Below are 14,660 nucleotides of genomic sequence, written 5' to 3'. Positions count from 1 at the left end.
ACGACAGTGGTTCAAGACGTATAGGGCAATGTTCGAATACGACGAACAAGGGCTGTTCTCCTCTAACGGACGTCATGTCGGCCGAGACATTGTAGAGCGGCGGGCCAGCAATTCGACAGACATCGAGCTGGTCACATCCATAGCCGTTGATGCGCCGACGAGCCTGGTCGTGCTCAAGCCGCTAAAGGAGAATAGATGAAAATCGCAATTCTCGTGGGAACCCGTCCAGAGATCATCAAAATGGCGCCGGTCATTCGCGAATGCCGGAAGCGAAGGCTCCACTACTTCATCATCCACTCGAAGCAACATTACTCGGAGAAACTCGACGGAATCTTCTTCTCTGAACTCGATCTTCCGGCTCCCAAATACAATCTGAATGTCGGCTCCGGCGGGCACGCGAACCAAACAGGCCGCATATTGATCGAACTTGAGCCGATCTTAATGTCCGAGAAACCCGACGTACTGCTCGTTCAAGGGGATACCAATACGGTGGTTGCTGGCGCACTCGCGGCGCATAAACTTCATATCAAAGTCGGGCACATCGAAGCTGGATTGCGCTCGTTCGACCAAACCATGCCCGAAGAGAGCAACCGCATTATAGCGGACCACATCTCGGATTACTTATTTGCCGTTACTGACTTGCAGGTCGGCAACCTGAAAAAAGAAGGTTTGCCGGAGTCGAAACTTTTTATGGTCGGCAACACGATCGTCGACGCTTTACTTTCTCATCGGGTTCAAGCGGAGATAAACAGTCAGGTTCTCTCTGAATTGAAATTGCAAAAGAAGGGGTATTACCTTCTCACGTCCCATCGGGCCGCAAACGTCGATGACCCGGATGCGCTGAAGGAAATCATCCAGCTGATCACGAGAATACCCGGTAAAGTATGCTGGCCGATCCACTACCGCACTCAGAAGGTTCTCAAAGAAAACAAGGTCGATTTGCCAACGAACCTGGCTTGGACCGATCCCGTCGGCTATTCGGATTTCCTGAACTTGCTTTCGAATTGCAGGGCCGTCATTACGGACTCCGGCGGTGTCCAGGAGGAAGCCTGTATCCTCGGTGTACCTTGCGTGACCATTCGCGATCGCACGGAACGGCCCGAAACCGTGGACGTCGGCGCGAATGTTTTGGTGCACCGAAACGCTGAGGCGATGGTCGCCGCTCTCAATCGTCCGATTACATCCTGGACGAATCCTTTTGGAGATGGCCACTCTGCCGAGAGAATACTTGACATCGTCATGGGTCACCATTTGCGGTTGGCTCCACAAACGCAGGATACTGTTTGCGTTGCAGGTCTTGGTTACATGGGACTTCCGACGTCCCTCCTCTTGGCAAACTCGGGCGTGAAGGTTACCGGCTTTGATCTCAGCGAAAAGAAAGTGAATGAGATCAACGGAGGCCGCAGCCCGTTCGATGAAAAAGGTATTCAAGAGCTATTGACCACGGCTTTGAAGACCGAAAACTTCAGAGCTCAGACGACGCCTATCGCGGCGGACGTTTTCGTTGTGGCCGTACCGACCCCGCACGAAAAAAAGAAATGCGATCTGTCTTTCGTTCTTTCAGCCGTTAACAGACTGCTTCCCGTCATGAAAGACGGGAATCTCCTCATCATCGAGTCGACCATCAAGCCGAAAACTTGTGAAGAAATCATACTTCCACTTCTCCGATCCAAGCATTTGAAAGTCGAAGTCGCGCACTGTCCGGAGCGCGCGATTCCAGGCAACACCTTACATGAAATCGTGCACAACGATCGAATCATCGGTGCCACGTCGCCGGAGGCTGCACAGAGAGCGGCGAACCTCTATTCGACCTTCACGAAGGGAACGATTCACCGAACGAATTTGGTAACCGCTGAGTGCGTAAAGCTCATGGAAAACACGTTCCGCGACGTCAATATCGCTTTAGCAAACGAGTTTTCGCTGATTGCCGATAAGTTCGGCTTCAATATCTCGGCCGCGATCACGCTTGCGAACAAACATCCGCGGGTCGACATTTTGCAACCGGGGATCGGCGTAGGAGGCCACTGCATCGCTATCGATCCTTGGTTTTTGACCGAAGACATCTGCGGTCTGAACCTTATTAGGACCGCACGAGAACTGAACGACGAGATGCCGAAGCATACGGTCGCGCGAATTCAAGACAAGATCGGCCCGTCCGTTAAGAAAATCGGCATTTTGGGAGTGAGTTACAAGCCGGACGTCGACGATGCTCGCGAGACGCCAGTTTTGGAAATTGCAAAGATTCTTTCGAAACACTACGAAGTCCGCTGCCACGATCCCCTGGTAAAAGATTGGGATTTCGAACTCTTCCCCATCGAGAAGGTGGACGGTTGGGCGGACGTGTTGATTGTCCTTTCTGGTCATAAAGTCTACTCATCGAAGAAGTTTGATTCTCCGCTGCTTTCTTTTGACCAAATGATCAACGCGGTCCCATGCGACTCTTGAATTCTCGAACTACGCCCCCCCAAAGTTCGCGGTGGGCGTACCCACTGGCGCACGATCCATGCAGTCATAGTGATTGGGGTTGCAGAAGTTATTTCTCTCGATGGACAAGGTTACAATCGAGGCGCTAGGCAGCCAGTTCGACTGTTCCGACCCTCGAGGCAAGTGATCGCATCGACCCGAGGTCAAAAGGTGGATCTTCTCGGGCCTGATTACCCGATATCTCCATCGATCCACACGGCCGTCGTAGAGAGCCCGTTCGCCGTCGATCGAGAAGATAGCTGGCGACGGTCAGCCGCTTGTCCCGGAAAGGCAGGCGAGCGGCCCTTTCCTCCTCCTGGGCGAAACGGATGTCATGCACGCGCAAGTGCATTGCTGCGCCATCCTCACTTGGGCCGAGCAGCGCCGCGTCGGCTGACACTACATCGCGCCGGCGCCAAACCAAGTAGACGGAGTCTTCGATCCGAGTTGCGAGCGCGGTCGTGCGTTGTCGTAATCGGACCGCCAACGTGCACGCGATCGCGAGCTAACTAGCTGACAGTTGGGTCGATCGACCAGTGGGACCAGCCAGCGCTCTTTGCTTCGCGAGCAGTGCATCGATGAAGAATTTGGTTGCCCAGTTCGGATATTGCAGAGGGGCATAGCGGCCGTAGAAGGGGAATGAGCCCTTGATTCCGCCATAGTAGGGTTTCGCCGGCGACGTCACATTCTGCGTCGCAGCAACGTCGTCGAGCAGACTGAGCCCTACGTTGAGAAATCGCTTGTCACCATCCAGGCCGTAGAGCCTGAAGAACACGATTGCCAATTGTGCGTACCCTGTGAGGCACAAATGCCGCGCGAGGGGCTCCCAGTTTTCGTCGATCTCGGAAGCCAGGTAGCGTTTGGTGCCATAGACCGAAACGATGCTCTCCGCTGCGCGGCGAACGGCAGCGAGGTAGGACGCCCGTCCCGAAATGCAGTGGATCTCGATTAACCCTTGGAGCACGTAGGCAATGCCATGGGTGTTGGCGTTCCAGCCTGGCTGGAACACGTTGTTAAGGAAGAAACCGTTGGCCACCTGTTGCGCTACCGTCCAGTCGGCATTGGCGAGCGCGACATTTTCATACTTCGTTTCTCCGAGCAGCCTACCCAGGGTCAGGAGCGCCCAGGCGCTTCTGACGTTGTACGAGTGCACCATGTCGTGATGCTCGTTGCGCACGAAGGATCCCGTTTCGTCAGCAGATGAGACTAGGAAGTCACCCGCCCGCCGCGCGTGGGGGACGAGGTCTTGCCGTCCACGACGCAAAATCAGCGCGTTAAATCCGTGAAGGATTTGGCCGGTATTGAAGACGATCGGCTTGGTGTCTGGCCAGAGATCGCCCTCGACAAAGCCGCCACTCGGCTCCTGCCGTTCTGAGAGCCATTCGCCCAGGCGCTCCGCGGTCGAGGCCAAATCGGGTCGTTCGAGGTGATCAGCCACATCGAGGAGTGTCGGTATGATGTACCCGGTGGTCTCTCGATACGGAGGCAGCCATCCTTTGCCAACCTTATACCCCTTCGAGGAAGCGCACCCTGTCCCCTGCTCTATGGATCGCGTGATGAACGCGACCGCCGCCTCAAGGTGACATCGATCATCCGTCAGTCGCTCCGACGTCTTATGGCCCGGGAACCTAATGCGGAGGAAGTCGCGGACGCTCTCGGCGGCAAAATGTGTCAGCATCATTATCGGTGTCCTGCTCGCAATACAGAAAGGCGCGCTTTGTCGCGAGGCCGCCTAGGCTGCGACATATAGCGTTTTGCCGGACGAGGCGGCGGCTCCAAGCGCGCGATTAATCTCCGAGGCCTCAACGCAGTAGAGCCGAACGCCCTTGTATTTCCATGCCGTTAGCACGCCCGGGCGAAGGAATCCGGCCAGCCGCTCGATCCTGAGCACGAACTTGTGCGAGAGAGGCGGCGACATCACGTACGGAATATGCAGGCCTGCACCGTCGATCAGGGTAACGCTGATGGGCTCCTCGCGTTCGCGCGGGATGGGGAAGTCAGGACCCATGTGATCCTCGATGGCGTGAACCTGCGTGAGGCTACGATAGTACTCGGTTCCGACGCCGAGAATCACTGTCTTGTATCGCGCCATCACCCCGAACGGTGACAGTGGCCCACACTCAGCGGAGCTCAGATGATGGCTACGGGTAAGTTCTTCGGCAAGAGGTCCCAACGCGCAGACGCTGTGGGTCGGATGGAGGCTGCGCAAGACGACCTTTAAGTGACGAAATAGCTCACTCACAATTCCCATCTGGGACGGCGTGCGCCGCACGTTGAACAGTGGATTGTCGCGATAGTAGTCGAGATAGTACTTCTCAGGAGCTCCGAAAAAGAAGGCGGGCATGGCCAGCGTTCGATCGGGCCCTGTGATGCGCAGGAAGGTCTTGAGCAGTTTGCCGGGATCGTCGCGATACATTGGGGTCAGGCTGTTGTAAGAACAGTGTACCATCAGAATGTCGAAATCGTCCGGCAGATGCCGGCGAATCTCGTGCTCAAGCTCGGCGGTCGAGAAGCTCCCGTTCCATGCTTGGATCAGGGGGCCGCATTTTAGGCGTAGCCGCCATAGCCGCGACTTGAGATACTGACGCATCTGTATCGAGGTCGTCCGGCGCAGTAGGTAAAAGGCTTCTTTCTTCAGGCTCAATTCCTTTATTCCTTCCTGGTGCCCGGAGCGAGGTTGCGGAACTCGACTTCCCTCACCTCATGGCCAAAGCCTTCCATTTCATGGTTCGAGGACGCGAACCGCTTAAGATGTTCCGCCTCGGTTTGATTGGCAATCTAGCCGACAGCACTCGCTAAGTCGGCAGCGCGGAAGTGGATGTTGGACGGCCCGCGCTTCCAAGTGTGGTACCTCCATGGAGCTATTGAGCCGGGCTGTGGTCGGGTATCGCCGCGTTGATGATTGAGACACCACTCACTAACGGCGCGATCGGTCGAATTGAAATTGAAGAAGGATCGACTGAACAAAGCCGCTGCGGAATCATCCAAAAGCGCCTATGGTAATTTTCGCCACGTGAAACGGCTCGGCTTCATGGTCTGTCCCTCCCGAGGCGAGGGACTCCATCCAATCTTGCAGAGTCTGCGGGCTCGGGTTTATATGGCGCGCGTGCCCCTCTTATCCGCCAACCCACGATAAAGGCGGAGATACGCGTCTGTCATCGCATCGAGCGAGAACGCTGTTTCAATTCGCCGACGCCCCTTCATACCGAAATCATTGGCAAGCTCAACGTTGTTGAGCAGTTTCAGCACACGATCCGTCAACGCCCCAGCGTCGTGGCTCGGCACAAGAAATCCTGTCCGCCCTTCCAGGACCAATTCAGGAGTGCCCCCATCGTTTGTTGCTACAATTGGTTTACCCAGCGCCATGCATTCGGTAATCGCGTTGGAAATACCCTCCCCATGTACACTGCTGTTGGTAGCGAGAACTCCCACAGTGAACAGATTAGCGATACTTTCCACATCGTTCCGCCGTCCGAGAAATTTTATCCGCGACGAATGTTCTGGTGGGACGCTATTGCGCACTTGCCGCAACTTTTCACCGTCGCCGACAGCCACAAACGTAACATCATCCCTAAGATGGCAAATGCGGCATGCCATTTCGACAAAGATTGCATAATCCTTATTAGGCGTGAAGTTAGCAACCATCCCGACAACGTGGGGGGTCGCGATTCCCAACCTGCTACGAAGCTCTGCCTCGTCCGTTAATTTGACGACTCTTTCAGGATTGAACCCATTGTAGATACATACACCTTTGCGCTCGGGAATATCGTAGGCAGCCAGGCCCGCGCGCGAATTGGCGACAACAATGTCCGAAAATGGAATAGTCAGCTTGCCCCTTGAATAATTTCTGTTCCACAGCGTCATATGCGGCGGCGCGTCTCGCACAAAGCCGTTCACGAAAGCTGTGCCGCACAATTTCGCAACTGGGGCCGCATAAATGGAGCACATCGAGCCCCAAGAGTGAATGATATCTATCTTCAAATCAAAGACCAGCTCGTACAAACTCTTGAAAAGGCGCAAATCTCTCTTGCCTCTCCGAACGAGCTGAATAATTTGCGCATATTCACGGTCAATTTCGTAACGAACCTCGTCCTCGTCCGTAACCGCGACGAATGACTTTATGTCACTGTGACGGGAAAGCCCCCTCAACAGTTCGACGATTTGTCGTTCTTTCCCTCCCCGGCGTAGAGACTCAGTAAAGTGTAATATACGCATGTCAGCGCTCTTCCGGGTGGACTGCTTCAGTCCAAATCGCAACGAGGCGTTCAGCGCAGATTTCGATGGCTAACCGGGTCTTATGTAAAGTCCTGCCGTTTTCCCCCAAGCGCTGTCTCAATTCGGGATCGTCAATGAGGCGCCCCAATGCAGAAGCAAGTCCCTCGACATCACCGGGTTCGACGATCAGTCCAGTTCTCTCGTGCTCAATGAGATCTGGAAGAGCCCCCACCGGGGTACAAACGACGGCCGCGCCGTGAGCCAAGGCTTCAATCACCGACATCGGAAGATTTTCGCTAAAGGATGGGAGCACCAAAATATTGGCCGCGCGCAAAAGTGCCTCAACCTGCGCTGGACCGACCCAGCCTGGCACCGATACACGATCACCAAGTCCCGCTCGCTCCACTGCGGCTCTGGTATCGCCCACCGCCCCGTCACCCGCGAGCGTGGCTCTCCAGCCGGACTTTGAACCCAAACTCGCCAACGCCCTCACAAGCTCGGGCACACCTTTTCTTAATCCGAGTCGTCCCAAAAAAAGAATGTCGGCCGCCTGCTTCATGATGTTTGGATCTCTGAAGCCAGCTGCTCGTGTGGCATTCGGAACAATGATAATCTTTGCAGAGCAATCCGGTACTCTGTCAGAAACAACCCTCTTCCAGTAATTGCCAAGCACAATAATCCTTTCGCTCCTGAGAAACATCAGGTCTATTTCTTTCTTCAGAATACTGCCCTGAGAATCCCAAAACCGATCGAACTGATCGCTATGTAGATGGAGCACATATGGCAATCCGGAAATTCTTGAGATGCGGGCCAAGATGAGCTTGCGATACGTGCTGCCGAACGCTGACAGATTTATATGTACAACGTCCGCTCGTCCGAGCAGCCGAAGCAGCACCAGACGTACAATTGCCTGCGCAAGAAATAAGGGCGACAATAGTATCGAGCCAGGACCTCGAGTTGTGACAAAACTGACCTTTATGTTTGCGAAGCGATCCACCCGAAGCGCGCATCGCAGTTCGGCCATCATACGAACTATCCCCCCCTGGCCACCTGTGCCGGCGGGAGTAAGGATGACCACATGAACCGGACCGGCCGCCTTTTCAACGGATTTCGTTTCGCTAGCGCGAGCTTTGTCTGTCTGTGTCCGGTCGCAAACCAACGACGTCGTCATATTCAAACTCTTATCCCCGGGACTCAAGCGCTAATTTCGCTCTATGTCTGCTCAGATCTAAAATCATGCCACGTCGATACTCCGACTTGATTTGGAGGTTGGCGTCGAACAATAATTCGATTGGCCCCGCTCCGCGGACGCATACAAGAGGCAGCAGCCGCTCTTTTCATGTTGCGATCTTGAAAGTACGCAAGAACATCTCAAGATTGATCACCGACCAAAGGACCTTTTCGTGGTTCTGTCGACCGCTAAGGTGCTCTGCGACAAGCCCACGAAGTTTGGGGCCGCTTATCATCCGCGCTACACTCGAACTTTCGCTCGTGAGCATGTCCCGTACGAAATCCTGGTAAGGGCCCCTAAACCACTCTCCGACGGGCACACGGAATCCGACCTTTTTCCGCCGCAGGATTGACTGCGGAAGAATCTTGTCCATTGCGGCCCGCAGCACGGTCTTGCCGCCCTTGCCTCCCGTCAGAAACTCATCCGGAAAGCGCGCCACGACGCCGGCCAACATCGTATCCATGAATGGCATCCGCCCCTCGATCGACCCCGCCATCATCATTCGATCGCCGCGTTCCAACAGATCATCTGGGAGCCAGGAAGTCTGATCGAAGAATAATGTACGCCGTAGACTAGATTCGAGCCCAGACGAGTATGGATAGACGTCCGGCGGCGTTGCCGAGAGGCCGCGCCCAAGCATCGCCTCAGCTTCAGCAACTGAAGTGCCGCCAAACCAGACCCGCATACGGTTCACCAGGTCGCGCTCGCCCGCGGCCAATGCAAGAATCTTTACGCGCCGCATCCCATACGGCAATGAACGTACCAGTGGATAGATTACCCGCTCGTGAAGCAAGTGTGGCATCAGCCATTGGTACAGACCTATCCACCGCTCAGCCCGATGCTTCGGATATCCCCCCATCAACTCATCGGCGCCTTCTCCCGTGAGTACCATCTTCACGCTACGAGAGGCCATTTCCGAAAGCATATAGATCGGAATGTCAGATGTCTCGCTCACCGGCGCACCACGGCGTAAGACGGCAGTTGACCAATGCTCCATGAAGGTATCGGGCTCGACGAATAGTTCATTGTGAAATGTGCCAAACTGAGCTGCAACGGAACGTGCGTGATCGAGCTCCGAATACTCCGCTTCCCGAAAGCCTACTGAGAACGTTCGCACGCGCTCCATACTATGCTTGACCATGGTCGCAACGACCGCCGACGAGTCGACACCACCCGAAAGATAGGCTCCGAAAGGTGCGTCGCTACGCATGCGAATTCGGACAGCCTCGTCGAACGTGCCTTCGAACAAGCGAACTGCATCACCGAATGACTTGACCTCAGGCATCGTCGTCGCAACTGGTGGTGTAAAATAGCGTGTCGTTCTGAGCGTTCCTTTCTGCCATACGGCATAATGACCAGGCTGCAGCTTCCTCACTGCACGAAAGAACGTGAGAGGCCCCGGAACATAGCGATTAAGAAGATAGTGGCCCAGTGCTTCGAAATCGAACGCTCGGCTGAAGCCCGGAAACTGAACGAGCGGCTCAATCTCCGATCCGAAGAGAAGACCGCCCTGCAGCTCGGCCAGAAACAGTGGCTTTTTGCCGAAGGCATCGCGGGCAAGTATGAGACGCTGCTCTGCTTCATCCCATAGCGCAAAGCCGAACATGCCGCGAAATCGACGCACTGCGTCGAGTTGCCAAGCGCGATATGCTTCGATTAGTACTTCAGTGTCCGAGTTCGTATGAAAGCGATGGCCAAGCGCAACGAGTTCCTGTCGCAGCTCGAGGTAATTGTAGATTTCGCCATTGAAGGTTAGCGTGAAGCGGCCATCTTCACTCGACATTGGTTGCGCGCCGCCACCAATGTCAATAATCGAAAGCCGGCGGTGGCCGAGGCCGATTTGAAATCTCTCATCGAACGTCTCATGAAGCCGGTAGCCCGAGCCGTCCGGCCCTCGATGAGACATCAGATCGGTCAGGCTGATCAGAGTCTTGCGATCCTGATGCTTGGCGGCCTCAAGAACCCATCCAAATATCCCACACATGGCTAAAGGCCTTATTTGGACGACCATCAGGTGATAGCCGGCATATGCTCGTTCTGGTGTTCGTTTTGGGACCGCGGCGATCTAGCTATGCGAATGCGCCATACGGCCACGGCAGATAGATGTCCACGCTCCGCAGGCCCGCCTCCGGGCGGGAGACCGGGATGCGATGATGCACGAGGCCGGTCTTGGTCGGCCGTAGGCAGCTTGACACCTGGCCAATAGAACAAAATAGCCAAGCGGCGAGATCATTGAGCATCTGGTTGGTCGCCATCAGGTTCAAATCCAAATCCGGCACTACTTTGGTCAGCCTAAGGAGCGGGTCGAGCAGGTGCCGATTCTGCGCAGTGGCGCAGCCGGTGATGGCGATACACCTTTGGCCCTTGAGACGGTTGATCACTGGAAATAGCTTGATCGCTTCCGGACGCATACCTAACAAAATGAGAAAGTACTTCTGCACGCCTCACCCTCCGACCCGGCTTGTTCCAGGCGGCAGGGGGCCGTTCGCTGACGGTCTCATGCCTAGGGTCTGGCGTAGAATGGCTTGGGCCAGGATGCCGGCGAACACCGTATTGGTCTTGGCATACCGCCACCACATGCGCCCTGGCTCCTGATAGACGCGGTACAGCCATTCGAGCCCAAGGTGCTGCATGCGAACCGGCGCCCGCCGTACCGCGCCCGCAAGGATATCGAACGAACCACCGACACCCATGATGAACGAGACGCCGAGCGCATCGCGATGGGACGCAAGAAAGCGCTCCTTCCGCGGCGACGGCATGCCGATAAAAAGACAGTCGGCGCGGCTGGACCGAATTTCAGAGACCACGTGGGCCTCCTGCTCGCGCGTGAAATAGCCGTCCCTGAGGCCGGCGAACACGATCGAAGGATGCTTGTCGAGGACTCGCCGCGCGGCTTCTTGCAACACGGCGGGTGTCGCTCCGAGAAAATATGGTCTGAAGCCCTCCCTTTCACACAATGCAAGAAGCTCGGTGAGCAGATCGATGCCGGTCACGCGCGACTTGACCGGCAGGCCGAGTGCCCGCGCGCCCCACACGATGCCCATGCCATCAATGCTGATCACATCGCTACTGGCGACGTCGGCAGCGAGCACCGGATCAAACCGCATACTGACGAACTTGGCGACATTGAGCGCGACATGTTGCAGACGCTGTTGGCTATGCATAGCACTGCGTGCAAGTTCGACTGTATCGGCCATCGTCAGGACATCAATGGGGCATGTTAGAAATGACGCACGCATCACTGCCCTCCGCCCGCTGCATCCCGACGTAGCCAAGTCCAGCTTTCATGCAGCTACGATAGCGTTGGGGGGGCAGAGCAAATGTAAGCAAAGGGGTTGGTGCCGGGGGCTGAGTGGCTACCCAATTGTGAGTACCGGCGATGAACTAGATCTCGACCGCTGCCGCGTACGTAAGCCCGTAAAGTGAGCACTGAGGCCAGACCTCATCCGCCGGCGCTGCGGAAGCTAAGCGATCGGCACCGCTCATCCCTGGGCTTTAGAGAACCTCAATCGTGATGGTCGACGTGGTATCGCGGAGATGCCCCTCGAAAAGAATCTGATCGGTAGGGACGCGCACGCGATAGGATGGCGACAACCAACCAAGTCCTGTCGCTTGGTCGCCCCGAACTACTCTAGCCTTCAATGGGCCGGCGCTTGCTATTCGAACGAGTTGAAGATTGCTGCGTGTAATCAGCACCCCGCTCCGATCCGGCTCGACTGTTGATTGGCAACTCGGGTCAATAAGAAACGATACTGTAACGCTTCTATTCGTGGGAACTCCGACGAGTTCGTCGATAATCGTGAACCGCGAAACGTCATCAAACTCCACTGTGCGCCGGTGTCTTGCGTCATATTGCCCGACATAGCCGTCGTGATCAGCCACTACCCGCGTAATTGGAGAAGTTTCGGATGATATGAGGCGCGCATTCGCCTTGCTCGCCCAATTAAACGGCCCAGATGGACGACTTGATCCAGTCCCGAAAAGACTCAAAGTGTTGTGAACCGCGGTGTCCCTGAACTGGTCCCGCACCTCCCTATTCGGACCATATAGGTACGTTCCGGCGTCTACGATAACCGGTTGGCTGCCTACAGATAGCCAGATAGAAAGCGCGTCTGCGTGGCCATGAGCAGCAATTGACAGATAGCCAATTGGTCCGTGATCAAATGTCAGAACGGCAGGATCCTTATGCCTGCTTCGGATAATCGAGTAGCCCCCCATCCTAAATGAGCGCATTCCAACACGTTGTGCCGGTGCTATCGCGGCGGATCCCAGGATTACATCGCGAATGCTTAAATCTTTGGCCGGTGGAGCAAGATCCGGGCGGCCAACGCAGTTCGAAACGGCTGCAACAACGGAGGCGACGTATCTTGGCTCAGGCGCCTGTGTTGTCGCAATAACTCGGCAATCGTCGCAATCTCCGATCGCGGGCACCTTTGCATCGGCATCCATCAGCCAAAGGGAATACTCCGACCACGCGGAAAGCCGATCCACGGTAGTTGCTGGCAGGCTGCCTTCGCGTCCAAGAGCGGTGGCCGCAACAAGAAACAGCTCAATCGAGAACGCAGTATAGCTGGGCGATTGTTCAGCCCCCACGCCATCCGGATGAATTTGCTGATCAATCTCCGCAAGCAACGCGCGCCAGCTGTTCTCGCGCAACGCCTCTGCATCGGGGAATCCCGGAGCCATGATCGAACCGACAACCAGCCCGGCAAGCTCGGCGATCCGATGATTGTTAGCGGAAGAATGCAGTGACGGAAATCGCTTGATCCAGTCGAGATGCGCAAAGAAGAAGCGAAGCGCCACACTGCGCGTATCGTCGTCAAGGCGATCGGCCCCGAGCATCGAGAGCGTCACCGCGACCGAGATGATACGAAGTGCGACGTCGATACCGTAGATCCAGCTTGGTCCACGAAACGGTGGATTGCCCGCCATCCATGACCTAATCATACCAGCCAAAAGCACGAACTCGTGCTGTTTCTTGACCAACGCATCGGCGGTGAGAGGAACCAGAAATTGCAGTCGATTGAGCTCCGCAATGGGCTTCATATCCCGCGTGCTTATGCCGTGCCGGACCGAAATATCGAAGGCATAGGAGTCCCATTGCGGAAATGGCTCGCCGTCCTCAGGATCGATACGCCAGAACCATGGATCCGGTGGAATCAAAGAAGGCTTCGGCCAGCGTTCACCGAGCAGGCAAAAACGGCCGGCGCGGACGTTGTCCGCTTCGCAGCTTATGAGAGCGGATAGATCCGATGAAGAGGCGATAATCCGGGAACGAATGCCAGGTATGGTGGTCAACGGACCAAATGACTCAACCCCTTCCCACCCGCCACTATGCCACCGCGCAGTTTGCTTATTGGCAGTTTCGACTAGGCGGTGAACAATCTCCGCCGCACTCATAGCCGACAGGCGGTCACGGTACCAGGCGGCTCGGCCTAAAACGGATTTCAAAAACGCCTCACATGGTTGTATCGCGGCAACCGAATCTTGGTATCTCGACTAACTCAAAACGACCTGAACGGAAATCAGTGTTAAGCCTATCATTCCTGGGCTCAAGCGCCAAGTTTCAGATCCAATAAAGCTTATCGAAGTTTCGGCCTGTAGCGCCGACCAAGTTGGACGCCGCTCGAAATAATTCGATTAAAGATCAATGTCTCTAACCGCGTTCGATGCAAGAGCCCTCCTATCTTCCCAAGCCATTTCAAATCTGGATCATCTATAAAGCGACCGAACGCAGAAGCGCGTCCCTCGATATCAGCTGGTTGGACGATTAGAAGGGGATGAATCCGTGTCGCGCCGCGGACGGTTCATCCTACGATCGATCCACCTTAACCCCGCGTCCGGGGGAAGCTAAGATAATAACTTTAGGAGTACGAGCCGGTTCTTCATTGGATTTCGTTTCGCTTTTCACAAGCCTTGTTTGCAAGCCAACGCGGGAGCCGTACATATCTGTACAAATCACCGTAAGGCCGTCCATTCCCCGATCGGCTGGTCTCGCTCCTTCCGGAGATCGAGAATCGGTAATCCAAAAGGATAGAGCTGTGGACCGGTCTGGTGTGCTGGCGGCGGGGCACGACGTTCGCGGGCAAGGCCGGGCCTGTCAGCTGCCGATAGCCGGAAGTCTGACGGTCGGATCATCGCAGAACGGTCTACATGAGGCCGGAGCCCTGGACCGCTCGATACTACAAGAGTGACATCAATTTCTTGGATAGTCTTTTACTTGGGCTTCGCGATCATGTCGCGTTGACGTCCTACCTGAGGGCGCGCGCAGGGGGCACATCACAGAGCCGAAAAATTCAAAGGCATACGCGGTGATCGATACCGCACTCAACCTGGCGGACATAGCTCCGGATTGCGATCCTTATTCGCGCCGTTGGAGGATGACCCGGGAGATGGCGGTGCTTCGTTATCCCAACGGTCTCAATCTAACGAGCGGAGCTGCTCGATGTTGATCGTTACTCACTGCGGACAGGATGTATGCAGCATCGGCCGGACCTCGACGCGGAAGCAGGCTGACGATCCTCGATAACGCCATCGAGCGCGGTCCGAACTTGGAATTGCTCTACAAGGGCAAAGTTGCTTGCAGCCAGCTGCATTCGCTGATTGTCGAACCAGACGCCGCCACTAACCGAACTAATCAAAGCGGCTCTCACAGGGCTCAGTGGTAGCGAGGGCTGAGTGGCTGCCCATTGGCGGTAGCCGGTGATGAACTAATTCTCGACCGCGCCCATCTGCGTAAGTCCGTGCGTAA

At 55.7% G+C, this 14,660-nt stretch carries 9 protein-coding genes; 1 reads left to right on the top strand and 8 read right to left on the bottom strand.

The window, feature by feature from the left end:
* Positions 1 to 195: 195 nt before the first annotated feature.
* Positions 196 to 2,445 (top strand): non-hydrolyzing UDP-N-acetylglucosamine 2-epimerase, encoded by a 2,250-nt coding sequence (gene wecB, locus A3AI_RS45240; protein WP_024516063.1) that lies wholly within the window; start codon positions 196 to 198, stop codon positions 2,443 to 2,445.
* A 523-nt stretch (positions 2,446 to 2,968) separates the two neighbouring features.
* On the opposite strand, the gene A3AI_RS0113370 is transcribed toward wecB, so the two are convergent.
* From A3AI_RS0113370 to A3AI_RS0113335, 8 genes are all read right to left on the bottom strand, one after another.
* The gene (locus A3AI_RS0113370; protein WP_024516062.1) at positions 2,969 to 4,144 is read right to left on the bottom strand and encodes a hypothetical protein; all 1,176 of its coding nucleotides are present in this window, start codon (positions 4,142 to 4,144) and stop codon (positions 2,969 to 2,971) included.
* Positions 4,145 to 4,195: 51 nt separating this feature from the next.
* Entirely contained in the window at positions 4,196 to 5,107 is a 912-nt protein-coding gene (locus A3AI_RS45235; RefSeq protein WP_024516061.1) for an AAC(3) family N-acetyltransferase, read from the bottom strand.
* A gap of 449 nt (positions 5,108 to 5,556) precedes the next feature.
* The gene (locus A3AI_RS0113360; protein WP_024516060.1) at positions 5,557 to 6,678 is read right to left on the bottom strand and encodes a glycosyltransferase; all 1,122 of its coding nucleotides are present in this window, start codon (positions 6,676 to 6,678) and stop codon (positions 5,557 to 5,559) included.
* Position 6,679: 1 nt separating this feature from the next.
* Complete coding sequence (locus tag A3AI_RS42645; protein WP_198030108.1) at positions 6,680 to 7,705, bottom strand: glycosyltransferase family 4 protein; 1,026 nt, start codon at positions 7,703 to 7,705, stop codon at positions 6,680 to 6,682.
* A gap of 310 nt (positions 7,706 to 8,015) precedes the next feature.
* The gene (asnB, locus tag A3AI_RS0113350) at positions 8,016 to 9,920 is read right to left on the bottom strand and encodes an asparagine synthase (glutamine-hydrolyzing) (protein WP_245286881.1); all 1,905 of its coding nucleotides are present in this window, start codon (positions 9,918 to 9,920) and stop codon (positions 8,016 to 8,018) included.
* A gap of 58 nt (positions 9,921 to 9,978) precedes the next feature.
* Complete coding sequence (locus A3AI_RS0113345) at positions 9,979 to 10,350, bottom strand: hypothetical protein (protein WP_156927766.1); 372 nt, start codon at positions 10,348 to 10,350, stop codon at positions 9,979 to 9,981.
* Positions 10,351 to 10,353: 3 nt separating this feature from the next.
* Entirely contained in the window at positions 10,354 to 11,148 is a 795-nt protein-coding gene (locus A3AI_RS0113340) for a WecB/TagA/CpsF family glycosyltransferase (RefSeq protein WP_024516056.1), read from the bottom strand.
* Between the two features lie 256 nt (positions 11,149 to 11,404).
* A complete protein-coding gene (locus tag A3AI_RS0113335; protein WP_024516055.1) occupies positions 11,405 to 13,360 on the bottom strand; it encodes a heparinase II/III family protein in 1,956 nt (651 codons plus the stop codon).
* Between the last annotated feature and the right edge of the window lie 1,300 nt (positions 13,361 to 14,660).

This window comes from Bradyrhizobium sp. Tv2a-2 (assembly GCF_000472425.1).
Classification (GTDB): Bacteria; Pseudomonadota; Alphaproteobacteria; order Rhizobiales; family Xanthobacteraceae; genus Bradyrhizobium.
The sequence above is the reverse complement of the archived record's forward strand: the minus strand, read 5'-3'. Positions and strand labels throughout refer to the sequence as shown.